Below are 17,121 nucleotides of genomic sequence, written 5' to 3'. Positions count from 1 at the left end.
CGTCTCGCACCTGATCCGTAACCTTCCGTACCTTTCCGGCAGCCTTCCCGCACGTTCGTCGCAGGGCGGATACACGATCGCAGCCCGGTCCGTAGTATAAAACAAGCACCGGGCTGAGCCGCGGTTGCCGATCCCAAAACGGCTGTCCGTCCTTGGGATGTCTGCCGATTCCGTGCTATCCGGCCGTCCCGCCGCGTGTTAGATTGCGCTACCATTTGCGCCTCTCCGGGCGCTGTTCATTCATAACACAGCGAGACACCGATGACCTTCCTGCTCCGCACCGCCCGCCTGGGCCTGATGACCGCCGCGATCGCCTTCGCCGCCTCCGCGTCCGCCGCCGACGGCGCATGGAAGCCGCTCTTCAACGGCAAGGACATGAGCGGCTGGACCACCTGGGTCAGCATGCAGCCCACGTCCGACAACATGAAGACGCCCACCACGATCCGTGGCGCCAACAACGATCCGAAAAAAGTGTTCTCGGTCGTGGACGGCATGCTGCGCGTGTCCGGCGAGGAGTGGGGCGGCGTGCACACCGTCGGCGAGTACGCCAATTTCCACCTGAAGTTCGACGTCAAGTGGGGCGAGAAGAAATGGTTCCCGCGGCTCGACGCGCCGCGCGACAGCGGCCTGCTGTACTACGGCGTCGGCCCGGAGGGCGCGCAGAGCGGCCACTGGATGCGCAGCCATGAATTCCAGATCCAGGAAGGCGATTGCGGCGATTACCACAGCCTGGACGGCGTGACCGTCGACGCCCGGGTGGGCGATGCCAACCAGGGCGACTGGAAATTCTTCCGCTACGAACCGGCGTTGCCGCTGCGCACCGGCCTGGCCGCGCGCATCCTGAAGAAGGGCAACTACGAGAAACCGTCCGGCGAGTGGAACACGATGGAAGTGATCGCCGACGGCAAGACGCTGATCCACATCGTCAACGGCCACGAAGTGTTCCGCGGCGAGAATTCGCTGCAGAAGGTGGACGGCAAGACCGTGCCGCTGGCGCGCGGCAAGTTCTCGATCCAGTCGGAAGGGGCCGAGACGTTCTACCGGAACATCATGGTCAAGCAGCTGGATGGGCCGGCGGCGGTGGCGAAGTTCTGAGGCGCTGAACCCGGTTGACGGCGGACGGGTTCTGGTGTCGGACACCGGGTGTTCGGTGTCGGACACCGGTTTTCGCCAGGCTTCCCGCGACATCGCGCAAACACCGGTGTCCGACACCATGAGACCGGTGTCCGACACCAAACGGCCGGGTCAGCTACCCCGCGCCTTTTCCCAGTACCCCGGCGCGTTGTACACCAGCTTCAGGTGATCGATGAAATGCCGGATCTTCGCCGGCAGATAGCGCTGCTGCGGATACACGGCCTGGATCGGGTAGCTGGGCACCGCGTATTCGTCGAGCACTGTCACCAGTTCCCCCCGTTTCAGCTCGGCCTGGATCTCCCAGGTCGAGCGCCAGCCGATGCCCAGGCCCTGTTTCACCCAGTCGAACAGCAGTTCGCCGTCGTTGCACGACAGGTCGCCGTCCACGCGCACGGCGAACGGCTTGCCGCCGTCCTGGAAGATCCAGCCGCGCTGCTGGCCGCCTTGCAGGTTGAATGCCAGGCAGTTGTGGCGTACCAGGTCGTCCGGCGTGCGCGGAATGCCGTGGCGTTCGAAGTAGGCGGTGGTGCCGCACACCACGCGGCGGTTCGGGAACAGCGGCACGGCGACGTAGTTCGGATCGGTGACCTCGCCGATGCGGATGCCCATGTCGTAGCCCTCGCGGACCAGGTCCACCACGCTGTCGGTCAGGTTGAACGACATCTTCAGTTCCGGGTGGTTCGCGCGGAACGCCGGGGCATGCGGCGCCACGTGCGAGCGGCCGAATGCCGCCGGCGCGGAAACCACCAGGTGGCCCCGCACGGTGGCGCGGCCGGCACTGATGCTGTTTTCGGCGATGTCGAAATCGCGCAACAGCTGGCGGCAGGGTTCGATGAATTGCTCGCCCAGCGCGGTCAGCGTCAGGCCCCGCGTGGAGCGGTGCATCAGGCGCACGCCGAGGCGGCGTTCGAGGGCGTCCAGGCGGCGCCCCATCACCACGGGCGTGACGCCCTCGGCGACTGCGGCAGCGGCGAAGCTGCCTTTTTCAGTGACAAGCAGAAAACTGCGGATTTCGGTATAACGGTCCAATTCCATACTCCAAGTATCGACTGATCGAATACTAGCAGCAATTCAACAGTTTCCGCCATCTCCGTATGCTGGGGTCATTCACTTGAAACCAGGAGACGAGCATGGCCCGTATGAGAGCAATCGACGCAGCGGCAGCGGTACTGCGCAAGGAAGGTGTTTCGACCGTATTCGGCGTGCCGGGCGCGGCGATCAACCCGCTGTATTCGGCGATGAAGAAGGATGGCGGCTTCCGCCACGTGCTGGCACGGCACGTCGAAGGCGCCTCGCACATGGCCGAGGGCTTCACCCGCGCCAAGGCCGGCAACATCGGCGTGTGCATCGGCACCTCCGGCCCGGCCGGTACCGACATGATCACGGGACTGTATTCCGCAATCGCCGATTCGATACCTATTCTCTGCATTACCGGCCAGGCTCCACGTGCCCGCCTGTACAAGGAAGACTTCCAGGCGGTCGACATCGAATCGATCGCCAAGCCGGTCACGAAGTGGGCGGTGACGGTGCGCGAACCGGCGCTGGTGCCGCGCGTGTTCCAGCAGGCGTTCCACATCATGCGCTCGGGCCGCCCCGGCCCGGTGCTGATCGACCTGCCGTTCGACGTGCAGATGGCCGAGATCGAATTCGACATCGACACCTATGAAAGCCTGTCGCTGTACAAGCCTGCGGCCACCCGTGCCCAGGCCGAGAAGGCGCTGGAGATGCTGAACGCGGCCGAGCGCCCGGTCATCGTGTGCGGCGGCGGCGTGATCAACGCCGACGCCGCGGCCAAGCTGCAGGAATTCGCCGAGATCCTGAACGTGCCGGTGATCCCCACGCTGATGGGATGGGGCGCGCTGCCGGACGACCACCCGCTGATGGCGGGCATGGCCGGCCTGCAGACGTCGCACCGCTACGGCAACGCCACGATCCTCGCGTCCGACTTCGTGATCGGCATCGGCAACCGCTGGGCCAACCGCCACACCGGCTCGGTCGAGGTGTACACGGAAGGCCGCAAGTTCGTCCACATCGACATCGAACCGACGCAGATCGGCCGCGTGTTCGGCCCGGACTACGGCATCGTCTCCGACGCCGGCGCCGCGCTGGACCAGCTGATCAACGTGGCCTGCGGCCTCGACGCGCTGGGTGCGCTGAAGGACCGTTCGGCCTGGGTGGCCGAATGCCAGGAGCGCAAGCGCACGATGCTGCGCAAGACCCACTTCGACAACGAGCCGATCAAGCCGCAGCGCGTCTATGAAGAGATGAACAAGGCGTTCGGCCAGGAGACCTGCTACGTCAGCACGATCGGCCTGTCGCAGATCGCCGCCGCCCAGTTCCTGCACGTGTACAAGCCGCGCAACTGGATCAACTGCGGCCAGGCCGGCCCGCTGGGCTGGACCATTTCCGCCGCGCTGGGCGTCTGCGCCGCCGATCCGGAACGCCAGGTCGTTGCCATCTCCGGCGACTACGACTTCCAGTTCATGATCGAGGAACTGGCCGTCGGTGCGCAATTCGGCCTGCCTTACCTGCATGTCGTCGTCAACAATGCCTATCTCGGCCTGATCCGCCAGGCGCAGCGCAACTTCGACATCGACTATTGCGTGCAGCTGGCGTTCGAGAACATCAACGCACCGGAACTGGGCGTGTATGGCGTGGACCACGTGTCCGTCGTCGAAGGCCTGGGCTGCAAGGCGATCCGCGTGCGTGAAATCGCCGACATCCAGCCGGCATTCGAAAAGGCCAAGGCCTGGATGCGCGAGTTCCGCGTGCCGGTCGTCGTCGAAATCATGCTGGAACGCGTGACGAACATCGCGATGGGCACCGAAATCAACGCCATCAACGAATTCGAGGCGCTGGCCACGGAAGAGGGCGACGCACCGACCGCCGTCGTTCCACGCCTGAAGTAATCAGCAACAAGCAATCAGCACTGCACGAGCCAACAAGGAGAACCACCATGCCAAGATTCGCAGCCAACCTGACCATGCTCTTCAACGAGCTGCCGTTCCTGGAACGCTTCAAGGCCGCCGCCGACGCGGGCTTCAAGGGTGTCGAATACCTGTTCCCGTATCCGTTCGCCAAGGAAGAACTGGCGGCGCAGCTGGAGCAGCAGGGCCTGACGCAGGTATTGCACAACCTGCCCGCCGGGAACTGGGAGAAGGGCGAGCGCGGCATCGCCTGCCATCCCGATCGCGTGGAGGAATTCCGCGCCGGCGTGGACCGTGCGATCGAATACGCCACCGCGCTGCGCTGCCGCACCGTGAACTGCCTGGTCGGCATCGCGCCGGCCGGCGTTCCCGAGGATGTGTTGCGCCAGACGGTCGTCGACAACCTGGCCTACGCCGCGGCGAAGCTCAAGGAAGCGGGGATCCGGCTGCTGATCGAACCGATCAACACGTACGACATTCCCGGCTTCTACCTGAGCCGCACGGAACAGGCGCTGCGCATCCTGGACGACGTGGGCTCCGACAACCTGTTCGTGCAGTACGACGTGTACCACGCGCAGCGCACCGAAGGCGAGCTGGGCGCCACGCTGTCGCGCCACCTGGGCCGCATCGGCCACATCCAGGTCGCCGACAACCCGGGCCGCAACGAACCGGGCACCGGCGAGATCAACTACGGCTGGCTGTTCCGCCACATCGACAGGATCGGCTATGACGGCTGGATCGGCTGCGAATACAAGCCGGCCGGCGACACCCGCGAAGGCCTGCGCTGGCTGCAGGAAGTCAAGTAACTGTAGTACCCGAACGTACGACTGAAGAGAACACAGAGGAGAACATCATGGCAAATATCGGATTCATCGGCCTGGGCATCATGGGTGCCCCGATGGCGAAACACCTGGCGGACGCAGGACATAAACTGTTCACGTACTCGCAGACCCCGACCCCGTCGAACCTGATCGAAGCCGGCGCCAGCGTGTGCGCCTGCGGCACCGACGTGGCGAAAGCGGCGGACATCGTCATCGTGATGGTGCCGGACACGCCGCACGTCGAAGACGTGCTGTTCGGCGAACATGGCCTGTCGAAGGGCCTGACCGCCGGCAAGATCGTCGTCGACATGAGCTCGATCTCGCCGGTGGCCACGAAGGAATTCGCCAAGCGCATCAACGCGCTGGGCTGCGAATACCTGGATGCGCCGGTGTCGGGCGGCGAAGTGGGCGCCAAGGCCGCATCGCTGACGATCATGGTCGGCGGCAGCGAGAAAGCCTTTGAAACGGTCAAGCCGCTGTTCCAGCTGATGGGCAAGAACATCACGCTGGTGGGCGGCAACGGCGACGGCCAGATCACCAAGGTGGCCAACCAGATCATCGTGGCGCTGACGATCGAGGCGGTCGGCGAAGCGTTGCTGCTGGCCGCCAAGGCCGGCGCCGACCCGGCCCGCGTGCGCGAGGCGCTGATGGGCGGCTTTGCTTCGTCGCGCATCCTGGAAGTGCACGGCGAGCGCATGATCAAGCGCACCTTCGATCCGGGCTTCCGCATCGACCTGCACCGCAAGGACCTGAACCTGGCCCTGACCACGGCGCGCCAGCTGAACGTGTCGCTGCCGAACACGGCGACCGCGCAGGAACTGTTCAACGCGTGCGCCGCGCGCGACGGCGGCGGCTGGGACCACTCGGCCATGGTGCGGGCACTGGAAGTGATGGCCAACTTCGAGATCGGCCAGCAGGCAGGGAACACGAAATGATCGCCGCGCCGCGTGAACTGCTTGGGGCAATGTTCAGCGCCGCCGTGAACGCGGCGCAGCCTTCGCTGACCATCGGCAAGTACCTGCCGCCCGCGCCGAAAGGGCGCACCATCGTCATCGGTGCCGGCAAGGCATCGGCGGCGATGGCCCAGGCGTTCGAAAAACACTGGGCAGGGCCGCTGGAGGGCATCGTCGTCACCCGCTACGGCTATGCCGTGCCGTGCGAGCGCATCGAGATCCTCGAGGCGGCGCACCCGGTACCCGATGCCGCCGGCCGCGCCGCGGCCGAGCGCATCCTCGGCGCCGTGAAAGGACTCACCAGGGACGACCTGGTGATCTGCCTGATTTCCGGCGGCGGCTCCTCGCTGCTGCCGCTGCCCGGTGCCGGCGTGACGCTGGAAGACAAGCAGGCGATCAACCGCGCGCTGCTGGCCTCCGGCGCCACGATCACCGAGATGAACTGCGTGCGCCGCCACCTGTCCGCCATCAAGGGCGGCCGGCTGGCCGCCGCCTGCTACCCGGCGCAAGTGGTCAATCTGCTGATTTCCGACGTGCCGGGCGACCACCCGGCCGACATCGCCTCCGGTCCGACCGTGGGCGACGCCACCACCTGCGCCGATGCGCTGGCCATCGTCAGGCGCTACGGCATCGAGCTGCCGGCCGGTGCGCGCCGCCTGCTGGAAAGCGGCGACGGCGAAACCGTCAAGCCGGGCGACCGGCGGCTGGAAAACGTCACCACCCACATCATCGCCTCGCCGCAGATGGCGCTGGAAGCGGCGGCCGCCGTGGCGCGCGATGCCGGCGTGACCCCGGTGATCCTGGGCGACAGCATCGAAGGCGAAGCGCGCGAAGTGGCCCGCGTCATGGGCGGCATCGCGTTGCAGGTACATCGCCACGGCCAGCCGGTAAAACCGCCGTGCGTGCTGCTGTCCGGCGGCGAAACCACGGTGACCCTGCGCGGCAACGGCCGCGGCGGGCGCAATGTGGAATTCCTGCTGGCGCTGGCGATCGCACTGGATGGCGCGGCCGATGTGCATGGCGTGGCGGCCGACACCGACGGCGTCGATGGCGCCGAGGAAGTGGCCGGCGCCTTCATCGGCCCGGACACGCTGGCGCGCGCCTGGGCCCACGGCATCCGTCCGCGCGACAGCCTGGACAACAACGACGGGCATGGCTTCTTCGGCGCGCTGGGCGACGCGCTCATCACCGGCCCGACACTTACCAACGTCAACGACTTCCGGGCAATCCTGCTGCTGTGATCAGCTGCATTGATTCAGTTCCCCTGATTCCCGCTGTCCCGACCACCTAACACCCTGGAGAACGCATGCTGCGCAAGCGCCGCTCACGGATCCTGGCCACCCTCGGGCCGGCCAGTTCCACGTACCATTCGATTTATGCGCTGGCAAAAGCCGGTGCCGATGTCTTCCGGCTGAACTTCAGCCACGGCAGCCATGCCGACCACGCCGAGCGCTATCGCACCATTCGCGAGGTGGAGAAGGAAATCCGCCGTCCGATCGGCATCCTGATGGACCTGCAGGGACCGAAGCTGCGCATCGGCCGCCTCGCCGGCGGCAAGGTGCAGCTGGCCGACGGCGCAAGCTTCCGGCTCGACCTGGACCCGGCCGAGGGCAACGCGTCGCGCGCCTGCCTGCCGCATCCGGAAATCTTCGCCGCGCTGGAGCCGGGCACCGACCTGCTGCTCGACGACGGCAAGCTGCGCCTGCGCGTGGATGCCTGCAGCACCGACTACGCCGAAACCACGGTACTGACGGGCGGCGTGCTGTCCGACCGCAAGGGTGTCAACGTGCCGGGCGTGTTGCTGCCGATTTCCCCGCTGACGGAGAAGGACCGGGCCGACCTGGCATTCGGGCTGGAACTGGGCGTGGACTGGGTGGCGCTGTCGTTCGTGCAGCGCCCTGAAGACATCACCGAAGCGCGCGCGCTGATCGGCGACAAGGCCTGGATCATGGCCAAGCTGGAAAAGCCCGCCGCGATCGATGCGCTGGACGGCATTGTCGCGCTTGCCGATGGCATCATGGTGGCGCGGGGCGACCTCGGCGTCGAACTGCCGGCGCACCAGGTTCCTGTGCTGCAGCGGCGCATCGTGCATGCGTCGCGCGCAGCCGGCAAGCCGGTGGTCGTCGCCACGCAGATGCTGGAATCGATGATCGCGTCGCCTGTGCCGACGCGCGCCGAGGTCTCCGACGTGGCCACCGCGATCTACCAGGGTGCCGATGCGGTGATGCTGTCCGCCGAATCGGCTTCCGGCCAGTTCCCGGTCGAATCGGTGGCCGTGATGGACAACGTGATAACCGAAGTGGAGCAGGACCCGCTGTGGCGCGAGGGCCTCGATGCCAGCCATTCGCCGGCGACGGCCACCACGGCCGATGCGATCTGCTGCGCGCTGCGCCGCGTCGACCGGCTGCTGAAGCCCGCCGCCACGGTGACGTACACATTGAGCGGCGCGAGCTGCCTGCGCGCCAGCCGCGAACGGCCGAACACGCCGATCCTGGCGCTGACGCCATCGCCGTCGATCGCCCGCCGGCTGGCGATCGCGTGGGGCGTGCACCCGATGCCGTTCGACGAGGCGACGACGCTGGGCGGCATGATCGCCGACGCGCCGGCCGCCGCCGTCCAGTGCGGCCTCGCCACGCTGGGCGACGATGTGGTGGTGATCGCCGGCTATCCGTCGGGTTCCGCCGGGAAGACCAACCTGCTGCACGTGGTGCGCGTCGAGTAAGGCGTTTTTGCTGTGGAATGGGGAAGGGACAGGCGTGGGGCCTGTCCCTTTTTCTTTGTATAATGCGTGGCGCAATCGTCTTTCCTTCATGCCCAACATTTCCCCGTCTTCCTCACGCCCGGTTCTCCGCCCCCTTCACGCGAACGATCTTCCTGCCTTGCTGCGCATCCAGCTGGCCTGCTACGGCCACGGTTTCATCGAGAACGCGGAAGTGTACGCGCGGCGACTGGCAAGCCCTTTGAACTGTTCGCTGGTGTGCGAAATCGACGGCCAGCCATGCGGGTACCTGGCGGCCTATCGCTCTCGGCATGGAAAGGTCACGCCGCTGCATGGCGACTTCGCCGGTGCGCACGGTGAGCCCGATACGCTGTACCTGCACGACATGGCGGTGCTGCCGTCCCATGCGGGACGAGGACTGGCGCGTGCGCTGCTGGAACGGATGTGGGCAATCGGGAGTGCGGCGCGGTTGCACCGCAGCGCACTGGTGTCGGTGCAGGATTCCCAGGGATACTGGGCACGCAATGGTTACACTCCGCAGCCGGTGCACGACGCCGTTGAGCGCTCGCGCCTGGCGAGCTATGGCGACGGGGCTGTTTACATGGTGCGCGCGTTGTCCACGCGGTGAAGCTTTTCCGGGCCGGCCGTTCTCAGGGAAGCCAGATCTGCTTGCCGGGCCGGCGCAGGGCCAGGCACTGCAGGCTGTAGACGGTAAAGCCCAGCCAGAGGCCGGGCCATTCGATCCGGTCGCTGGTGACATACGTGACCACCGTGGCGATGGCGGAGACGACGGTCAGCAACACCATCACTTTCAGGTTCAGCAATTTGCGCCTGGCACTGAGGTGACCGCCGATATAGCTTTCATGGATGGATTGCCAGGCGGTGCAGCTCAAGGCCCCGCCGGTTGCCAGCAGCACGACAAAGAACACGTCCGGCGCGAGAAACCACGCCGCGCAACCGGTCACCAGCAACGCGCCGTACAGCAGCATCACATAACGGAATCTCTCGCTCTTCATCGATCAGGCTCCTTTCTTGCCAACCCGGCGTCCCGGGACCGCGCGTTCCGGGAAGGGGGCCGGTTACTTGATATTCGCCGCCAGCTTGTCCCACACGGCCTTGCCGACGTCGGGGCGGCCATCCGGTGCGCGCAAGGCCAGGTAGAACACGTCCCGCTTCACGCCGGTCCACATGTACATGAAGTACGCCGGCTGCCCGGTGCTCCTGCTGATCATCGAGATCATCACGGCCGGGTGTTTCGCATCCTTGAATTGCCTGACCTGAATGTTGGTGGCGGCTTCCTTCAGCTTGTTCAGCGAACCGGGATCGTCGATACCGAAGAACACCTTGTAGCGCGGGTCATAGGTGACGGCGGTGGCCGTCGAACCGTACATGTGGCCTTGGGCGCCGGGCAGGTTTTCGGGGGTTGCCCTGGCCGCGTCGGCGGGGCGCATCCAGTAGGAATAGCCGATCCGCTTGACGTTCGACTGCGCGTACTCGACCGGCACCGGCACATTCAGTGCGATCGGCAGCGGCAGGCGGTTCTGCATGAATACGTTGACGGGCACGTCGCGCGTCTGCACGGAAGCCGCGGGAGCCGCCGGAGCTGCTGGAGCTGCTGGAGCCGCAGGAGCGGTCCATGCCGCGGTACTGAAGGCCAGGCCGGCCGCAAGGAAAATCGGTTTCATCGGTTGTTCCGCTTGTTCGGTGGTGTGGATCGGTGTTGTAGATCTGTGCTGTGGATAAGGGCGAAGCGCGTCAGCCGCCGGTGCGCTTCGGATCGTGGCCCTGCTTGCCGAGCGCTGCCATGACGAGGTCGCAGTGATCGCCCTGGATCTCGATCACGCCGTCCTTCACGGTGCCGCCCGAACCGCACGCTGTGCGCAACTGCTTGCCCAGCAGGGCCAGCGCGGCGGCATCGAGCGCCAGGCCCTTGACGACCGTGACCGTCTTGCCGCCCCGGCCCTTCGTCAGGCGCGACACGCGGACCACGCCGTCGCCCTTGGGCACGGCCGCTGCCTTGCACGCGCATCCGGAAACGGGCTGGCCGCATTCCGGGCACATGCGGCCGCTTTCGGTGGAATACACCAGGCGGCTGTTCGAATTACTTTTCATCTCTTGCTCAAGATACATTTCAGGTGAAGCGCGAGTTTAACAGCACACGACAATCGCTGGTCCGGACTATTGATGCCTGATGATGCCTAGTGCTGGAGCGTGGCCGAATCGGCCGGTGCGCAGCCATGCCAGGCACGCGTGACCGTCGCCAGTACAAAAAACAGGAAACCGCATTGTGCCGCGAACGACGGCAGGTCGAAGCGATAGGCCAGTGCGGCGGTGGTATTGACAAGGACGTCGGCGACGATGATCAGCGCGGTCAATGCGACGCCGGCCCTCGGCCGCGCCAGCAGCAGCAGCACCGCCAGCGCATCGAAGAACGTCAGCGACGTCCAGAATGCCGCGTAAAACGGGTGGACGCCGCCATAGTCCCACCACAGGCCATGGCCGAGCAGGATGCGTGCATGATTGAACGCCGCGCCTGCCAGGCACGCGGCGTACACCATGCGGATGGCTTGGGGCGAAATGCTCAATCAGTTATGAATGTATTTGGCGAACACGTCGCTGAAATCGCGCCGGGTATGCGTATCGAGCACGGCGGTATTCAGCGCGGCCAGCAGCGCATTGAATTGCGTGGTGAGGCTGCCGCCATCGGGAGCGATATTGAGCTTGTGCACCGAGGCCGTGGCTTCCAGCGCGCGCAGCGCATTGTCGCGGCATGTCGCATCGCGCCGCTGCTGCCTGCCGATGGAGATCAGCGCCTTGTAGATGTCCTTCAGCTGTTCGATGAAGTTCTTCTTCACGTCGATCGAGAACTGCGTGGCGTCCAGGTTGAATTTCAGCTCGATATCCATGTCCAGCGTGCCGGCGGTCTCGATGCTGACGCCAGTGATCAGGTGGGACGCATAATCGTAGCGCCTGATCGAGCGCTTCGACGACACGGCCGAGTCGCCGTCCACGTGGATCAGCGCAAGGTTGGTGAAGCAGTACTCATCCTTCTTGCTCTTGATGAGGAAAAAGATCTGTTCGCCGTCTTCGCTGAACAGGTAATCGTCCGCATCGACCTTGCTGTAATCTTCTGGCCCGACGATGACGCCGATATCGCTGATACCCAGTGCTTCTGCCGCGAATTTCTTGAACATGATTTTTCCTCGTTGGGTGGAATACTTACATAGCACCGTGGTGCCGCGATTGACAGCTGGCTGTTCTGGCAGCTTGCGCTTATAGCTTCGCGGCGTGAAATTAGCATAATAGAAATAAATGGGCAACTTCCGGATATATCAGAGCCGGCATGCCGTGTTGAACCATCGATGAACCCGAGGCCTTTCATGCGAATGAATGCGGTGTCGATACTGCTGTGCACCTTTCACCTGTCAGGTCTGTGCAGTTCGGCGCACCTGCCGCGCGATGTCAGCGCGTATGTGGAAAATGCAGAGGCATGCGAACATTTCGGCGGTGAATACGACAGCGAATTACCATTCGATCAGAAACGGGAGATCGAAAATGGCATCCGCAAGTACTGCAGCGCCGCCAACCGCCAGCTATCAATGCTTCGCAAGAAATACAGGCGCGATCCGGCAATGCTTGCGGTTATCAATCGTCATGCGAACGAAGCTGTCACGGATTACCGGTAGCGCAGCAATGGGAATGGGCGCTACCTTGCAAGCGCGTTAAATGACGAGATACATGATGAGATACTGCGCAGATGAACCATACGCTCGCCGACTAACAGCGCATACCCATGGATGACAACATATCCCCGATCGAGGTCCGGTTGACCGATCGATTCCCCGAGCCGGAATTTTCCGTTCTTCAGCGGCGCGTTTTTGCCGAGCTGGAGCAGGATTCAAATGAGGCAGAACCGGCTACCGATGGCCAGGCTGCGCCGACGCCGTCGGGCCTGGTGCATTCGCCGATGGTTCGCTGGGGAGCGTATGAAAATAATACGCTGGTCGGGTGGTCGTATGGATGGATGGAACGCGACAACGTCTTTTATATGGCGAACAGCGGTGTATTGCCAACGCGTCGGCGGCGCGGAATTTACACGGCACTCATCAACGCGATCGTGCGGCACGCAACGCTCGCCGGAGCGTGGGCAATCCGCTCAAGGCACACCGTCGTCAACAACCCGGTACTCATTGCAAAGCTCCGGGAAGGTTTTACCATTTCGGGCATGTCACAATCCGCGCGGATGGGTACGCTAGTCGAATTGACGCTTCATTTGTCCAGGGAACGTGAAGTCGCGTACCGGCGGCGTGTACTACCTTATCGATCCTGAGTTGCACGAAACACAGCGGCGTGCGATGCGGTCGATGGCGGAGGCGATCTGGTGTCGGACACCGGTTTACCGTAAGCGCTCCGACACGTCAGGGAAACCGGTGTCCGACACATGGATGTGTCCGACACCAGCGACGCGAACGCCATCGGTTATGTCGGAGCATGCTGATCTGAACGGTATTCGCGGCGTGCCGGCGCAGTTGAGGCAACAAAAAAGCCCGCCGTCTCGCGAGGGCGGGCTTCATCATCCTGCCAAAGCAGGCTTAATCCAGCAGATCGAACAGCGAGCGCGCCACGACCTTGGTCGCGCGCCGCAGGTCTTCCAGCGAGATGTGCTCGTCGCCGCGCTTGGCATTGCTTTCCGAAACCGTGCGCGGGCCGGCGCCGTACAGCACGGCCGGCACACCGGCTTCGCCGAACAGGCGGGCGTCCGTGTACAGCGGCGTACCCGCGGCACCGATCTCTTCGTCGAACACGGCGGTGGCGTGGCGCGACAGCGCATCGACCAGCGGCGCGTTGCCCGGCAGCGGCTGCAGCGCGTTGGCCAGCAGCATGCGGCGGATCTCGATCGTCACGCCCTGGCAGTCGGCCACGGCATCCTTCATCACGCGGTGCAGCTTCGCTTCCACCTCGGCCGGATTTTCTTCCGGGATCATGCGGCGGTCGACTTTCATGACGACCTTGCCCGGCACCACGTTGGTGTTGGTGCCGCCTTCGATCAGGCCGATGTTCACGTACGGGTGGTTGATGCCCTTGACGTTACTGCGCACTTCCTTGTACTGGCGGTTCTGGTCGTACAGCGCCGTCAGCACCTTCGTCGCCGCCTGCAGCGCGTCGACGCCCGTTTCCGGCACGGCCGCGTGGCCCGACTTGCCGTGCACCGTGACTTCCATCTGCAGGCAGCCGTTGTGGGCCGTCACCACCTGGTAGCTGAAGCCGGCGGCGATCAGCATGTCCGGTTTCACCAGCTTGTTCTCGAGCAGGAAGCCCGGGCCCAGTTCGCCGCCGAATTCCTCGTCATACGTGAAGTACAGTTCCACGCCGCCTTTCAAGGGCTTGCCCAGCGCTTCCAGCGCGCGGGTGGCGAACGTGAACGTGGCGAAGTCGCACTTCGACACGGCCGCGGCGCGGCCATACAGCTTGCCGTCGACGACATTGCCGCCGTACGGGTCCTGCGACCAGCCTTCGCCCGGCGGTACCACGTCGCCATGGGCGTTCAGGCCCACGGTGCGGCCTTCACCATATTTGCGGCGCACCACCAGGTTGGTGATGGTTTCCAGGCCCGCGGCGCGGGTGCGCTCTTCCGGCACCGCATGCAGCTCGGCGTCGAAGCCGAATTCCTTCAGCAGTTCGGCGGTGCGCTCGGCGTGCGGCGCGTTGTTGCCCGGCGGCGTATCGGTCGGCACGCGGACCAGCTCCTGCAGGAAGCGAACCTCCTCGTCGAAATGCGCGTCGATCCAGGCGTCGAGGGATTCGTAAGGGGCAGAAGTGTTCATGTTGGTGGTCATGTCAGGTCCGTGGCAAGTTGATTGAGAACGTTCTGGAATGCGCGCACGCACAGTTCCGTATCGTCGTTGGTGATGGATTCGAGCGGGTTGTGGCTGATGCCGGCGTTCAGGCCGCGCAGGAACAGCATTGCCTGGGGCATCACGCGGTGCAGCATCATCGCGTCGTGGCCGGCGCCGCTGGGCAGGCGGAACACCGGCAGGCCCAGTGCCTCGACGGCGCTTTCCCAGCGCAGCCGCCATTCCGGCGCGCACGGCGCGGCGTCGGCCTGCATGGTTTCTTCCAGCGTGTACTGCAGGCCGCGGCGTTCGCAGATCGCCGCCAGTTCATTGCGGATGTCCGCGGCGGCGGCATCGCGCACCTCGTTCGTCGTGGCGCGCACGTCGAGGCTGAAGCGGCAGCGGCCCGGTACCACGTTGATCGAACCGTTCGGCACTTCCAGCATGCCGACGGTGGCCACCAGGTCCTGCACCGAGCCGCCGCGCTTTTCCGCGTACAGCACCAGTTCGGCGGCTGCCGCGGCCGCGTCGCGGCGCATCGTCATCGGCGTGGTGCCGGCGTGGCTGGCCATGCCGGTGATCTGGCCCACGTAGCGTACGCTGCCGTTGATCGACGTGACGATGCCCAGCGGCAGGTCGAGGTCGTTCAGCACCGGCCCCTGCTCGATATGCGTCTCGATGAAGCCGAGGTAGCGCGACGGGTCACGTTTCAGCGCATCGATGGCGGAAATGTCGAGGTCAGCATGGGCCATCGCGGCGCGCATCGGCACGCCGTCCGCATCGAGCTGGTCGAGCCAGGTCTTGTCGAACTGTCCGGTCAGCGCGCCCGAACCGAGGAAGGTGGCCTTGTAGCGCTGGCCTTCCTCCTCGGCGAAGCCGACCACCTCGATGCCGTAGGGCAGGCGGCGGCCGGCGCGGTGCAGTTCGCGCACGCAGGCCATCGGCACCAGGATACCCAGGCGGCCGTCGTACTTGCCGCCGTTGCGTACCGTGTCGTAGTGCGAGCCGGTCAGCAGGCGTTTCGATTGCGGGTCCTTGCCATGGTAGATGCCGACCACGTTGCCGACCGCGTCGATCGTCACGTCGTCGAAGCCGCATTCCTCGCGCATCCGGTTCGCCAGCTCGCGGGCGGCGGCGCGGTGCGCGTCGGTCAGGTAGGTGACGCACAGCTCGTTGCGTTCGGCGTAGCCCGGTTCGGTGTGCTTTGCCAGTTCCTCGTGCCAGTCCCACACCAGGTTGCCGAGGGCCGGCTCGGTGGCGAACTTGTCGTTCAGGCGGATCTCGGCGATGCGGTGGATGTTGCGCAGCGACTCGGCGAACTCGAAGTCCGGCGAGTTGTTCAGGCGGCGCGCGAACGTGGCGATGATCTCGTGACGGTTCATGCCCAGGCCGCGCGGGCCGCGCACGGCCAGGATGAACGGGAAGCCGAATTTCGCGTTGTAGTCGGCATTCAGCTGCTGGATGCGCTGGAACTCTTCCGGCGTGCAGTCCGTCAGGCCGGCCTTGCTTTGCTCGTTGGTCGATTCCGCGGTCAGCGATTTCGTGACCATCGCCTTGCCGGCCAGCTCCGGGTGGGCCTTGATCAATGCGAGGCGGGCTTCCGGCGGCGACGTGCGCAGCGTTTCGATCAGCGCGCGCTTCAGGTTCGCCAGGCTGGCGAACGGGCGGGCGTGCCAGGTCTGCTCAGCGATCCACGGCGAATGTTCATACACGCCGTCGAGCAGGGCCGTGAATTCGGCCTGCGTGGCATTGTTCAATTGTTCCAGGGTCAGCATTGGAGTCTGCATATTAGTCCCACGTGAAAGCCGTGTCGGTGTTGAATGGATGCGCCTCTTTCCAGTGGCGCGCGATATCGATGCGGCGGGCGACCCACACGTGGTCATGCTGGCCGATATAGTCGAGGAAGCGCTGCAGCGAACGCATGCGGCCGGGGCGGCCCAGCAGGCGGCAGTGCATGCCGATGCTCATCATGGTCGGGGTTTCAGCTCCCTCTTCGTAGTGCACGTCGAACGTGTCCTTCAGGTACTGGAAGAACGGGTCGCCGTGCGAGAAACCCTGGGGCAGGGCGAAGCGCATGTCGTTGCAGTCCAGCGTGTACGGCACCACCAGCTGCGGCGCCCGCGTGCCGTCGGTCTTGCGCACGTTCAGCCAGAACGGCAGGTCGTCGCCGTAGTAATCGCTGTCGTAGTCGAAGCCGCCGTAGTCGGCCACCAGGCGGCGCGTGTTCGGGCTGTCGCGGCCCGTGTACCAGCCCAGCGGGCGTGCGCCCGTCAGCTTCTCGATGGCCTGCATGCCCAGCGCCATGTGTTCGCGCTCGGTGGCTTCGTCGACGTTCTGGTAGCTGATCCAGCGCCAGCCGTGGCAGGCGATTTCATGGCCCAGTTCCACGAAGGCCGCCGTCACTTCCGGGCAGCGCTCCAGCGCCATGCCCACGCCGAAGATCGTCAGCGGCAGTCCGCGTCTTTCGAATTCGCGCAGGATGCGCCACACGCCGGCGCGCGAGCCGTATTCGTAGATGCCTTCCATCGACAGGTGGCGGGCGGGAAAGGCGGCCGGGTTGAACATCTCGGACAGGAACTGCTCGCTGCCGGCATCGCCGTGCAGCACCGAGTTCTCGCCGCCTTCTTCGTAGTTCAGCACGAACTGCACGGCAACGCGCGCGCCGCCCGGCCAGTTGGCCTGCGGCCGGTCGCGGCCATATCCCTTCAGGTCGCGTGGATAGAGTGGATTCAT

18 protein-coding genes are annotated in these 17,121 nt (G+C 65.0%); 9 read left to right on the top strand and 9 right to left on the bottom strand.

The genetic code is table 11. The annotated features are described in order from the left end of the window. Positions 1-261: 261 nt before the first annotated feature. Positions 262-1,095 carry a 3-keto-disaccharide hydrolase gene (locus tag FHS02_RS09370; RefSeq protein WP_137313177.1) on the top strand — a complete coding sequence of 278 codons (834 nt, stop codon included), beginning with the start codon at positions 262-264 and terminating at the stop codon, positions 1,093-1,095. Between the two features lie 150 nt (positions 1,096-1,245). Here FHS02_RS09370 and FHS02_RS09365 read toward each other — a convergent pair whose 3' ends face one another. Continuing rightward, entirely contained in the window at positions 1,246-2,163 is a 918-nt protein-coding gene (locus tag FHS02_RS09365) for a LysR family transcriptional regulator (RefSeq protein ID WP_137313176.1), read from the bottom strand. 101 nt (positions 2,164-2,264) lie between these two features. Here FHS02_RS09365 and gcl point away from each other — a divergent pair, with 101 nt between their 5' ends. From gcl to FHS02_RS09335, 6 genes are all read left to right on the top strand, one after another. Then, positions 2,265-4,043: a glyoxylate carboligase gene (gene gcl, locus FHS02_RS09360; RefSeq protein WP_137313175.1), complete on the top strand. Its 1,779-nt coding sequence runs from the start codon at positions 2,265-2,267 to the stop codon at positions 4,041-4,043. 47 nt (positions 4,044-4,090) lie between these two features. After that, a complete protein-coding gene (gene hyi / locus FHS02_RS09355) occupies positions 4,091-4,867 on the top strand; it encodes a hydroxypyruvate isomerase (protein ID WP_137313174.1) in 777 nt (258 codons plus the stop codon). 47 nt (positions 4,868-4,914) lie between these two features. Continuing rightward, positions 4,915-5,817 carry a 2-hydroxy-3-oxopropionate reductase gene (gene glxR / locus FHS02_RS09350; RefSeq protein ID WP_137313173.1) on the top strand — a complete coding sequence of 301 codons (903 nt, stop codon included), beginning with the start codon at positions 4,915-4,917 and terminating at the stop codon, positions 5,815-5,817. Then, entirely contained in the window at positions 5,814-7,076 is a 1,263-nt protein-coding gene (locus tag FHS02_RS09345) for a glycerate kinase type-2 family protein (RefSeq protein WP_137313172.1), read from the top strand. The genes glxR and FHS02_RS09345 overlap by 4 nt, the downstream gene beginning before the upstream one ends. Positions 7,077-7,141: 65 nt before the next feature. Beyond that, positions 7,142-8,557 (top strand): pyruvate kinase, encoded by a 1,416-nt coding sequence (pyk, locus tag FHS02_RS09340; protein WP_137313171.1) that lies wholly within the window; start codon positions 7,142-7,144, stop codon positions 8,555-8,557. 88 nt (positions 8,558-8,645) lie between these two features. Next, positions 8,646-9,182, top strand: a complete 537-nt coding sequence (locus tag FHS02_RS09335; RefSeq protein ID WP_137313170.1) for a GNAT family N-acetyltransferase — start codon at positions 8,646-8,648, stop codon at positions 9,180-9,182. Positions 9,183-9,204: 22 nt separating this feature from the next. Here the strand turns inward: FHS02_RS09335 and FHS02_RS09330 are convergent, their stop codons facing one another. The 5 genes from FHS02_RS09330 to FHS02_RS09310 form a co-directional block, all read right to left on the bottom strand. Further along, positions 9,205-9,570, bottom strand: a complete 366-nt coding sequence (locus FHS02_RS09330) for a hypothetical protein (RefSeq protein WP_137313169.1) — start codon at positions 9,568-9,570, stop codon at positions 9,205-9,207. A gap of 63 nt (positions 9,571-9,633) precedes the next feature. After that, on the bottom strand, positions 9,634-10,239 hold the full coding sequence (locus tag FHS02_RS09325; protein WP_137313168.1) for a hypothetical protein: 606 nt from the start codon (positions 10,237-10,239) through the stop codon (positions 9,634-9,636). A 70-nt stretch (positions 10,240-10,309) separates the two neighbouring features. Then, positions 10,310-10,666, bottom strand: coding sequence for a translation initiation factor Sui1 (locus FHS02_RS09320; protein ID WP_137313167.1), 357 nt, complete (start codon positions 10,664-10,666; stop codon positions 10,310-10,312). A gap of 86 nt (positions 10,667-10,752) precedes the next feature. After that, complete coding sequence (locus FHS02_RS09315) at positions 10,753-11,139, bottom strand: hypothetical protein (protein ID WP_217496915.1); 387 nt, start codon at positions 11,137-11,139, stop codon at positions 10,753-10,755. After that, a complete protein-coding gene (locus FHS02_RS09310; RefSeq protein WP_137313166.1) occupies positions 11,140-11,748 on the bottom strand; it encodes a PH domain-containing protein in 609 nt (202 codons plus the stop codon). It lies immediately after the preceding gene. Positions 11,749-11,934: 186 nt separating this feature from the next. Between FHS02_RS09310 and FHS02_RS09305 the strand changes: the two genes are divergently transcribed. After that, entirely contained in the window at positions 11,935-12,240 is a 306-nt protein-coding gene (locus FHS02_RS09305; RefSeq protein ID WP_137313165.1) for a hypothetical protein, read from the top strand. 107 nt (positions 12,241-12,347) lie between these two features. Continuing rightward, positions 12,348-12,884 carry a GNAT family N-acetyltransferase gene (locus FHS02_RS09300; protein WP_137313164.1) on the top strand — a complete coding sequence of 179 codons (537 nt, stop codon included), beginning with the start codon at positions 12,348-12,350 and terminating at the stop codon, positions 12,882-12,884. 262 nt (positions 12,885-13,146) lie between these two features. On the opposite strand, the gene FHS02_RS09295 is transcribed toward FHS02_RS09300, so the two are convergent. From FHS02_RS09295 to puuE, 3 genes are read right to left on the bottom strand one after another with little or no spacing between them, the layout of a single operon-like run. Next, entirely contained in the window at positions 13,147-14,379 is a 1,233-nt protein-coding gene (locus FHS02_RS09295; RefSeq protein ID WP_229422558.1) for an ArgE/DapE family deacylase, read from the bottom strand. An 8-nt stretch (positions 14,380-14,387) separates the two neighbouring features. After that, on the bottom strand, positions 14,388-16,163 hold the full coding sequence (gene uraD, locus FHS02_RS09290; RefSeq protein ID WP_137313162.1) for a 2-oxo-4-hydroxy-4-carboxy-5-ureidoimidazoline decarboxylase: 1,776 nt from the start codon (positions 16,161-16,163) through the stop codon (positions 14,388-14,390). Positions 16,164-16,176: 13 nt separating this feature from the next. After that, positions 16,177-17,121, bottom strand: coding sequence for an allantoinase PuuE (puuE, locus tag FHS02_RS09285; protein WP_137313161.1), 945 nt, complete (start codon positions 17,119-17,121; stop codon positions 16,177-16,179).

This window comes from Pseudoduganella umbonata (assembly GCF_014192225.1).
Classification (GTDB): domain Bacteria; phylum Pseudomonadota; class Gammaproteobacteria; order Burkholderiales; family Burkholderiaceae_D; genus Rugamonas; species Rugamonas umbonata.
Note: the sequence above shows the minus strand (reverse complement) of the source record. Positions and strands in the feature narration are given on the sequence as shown.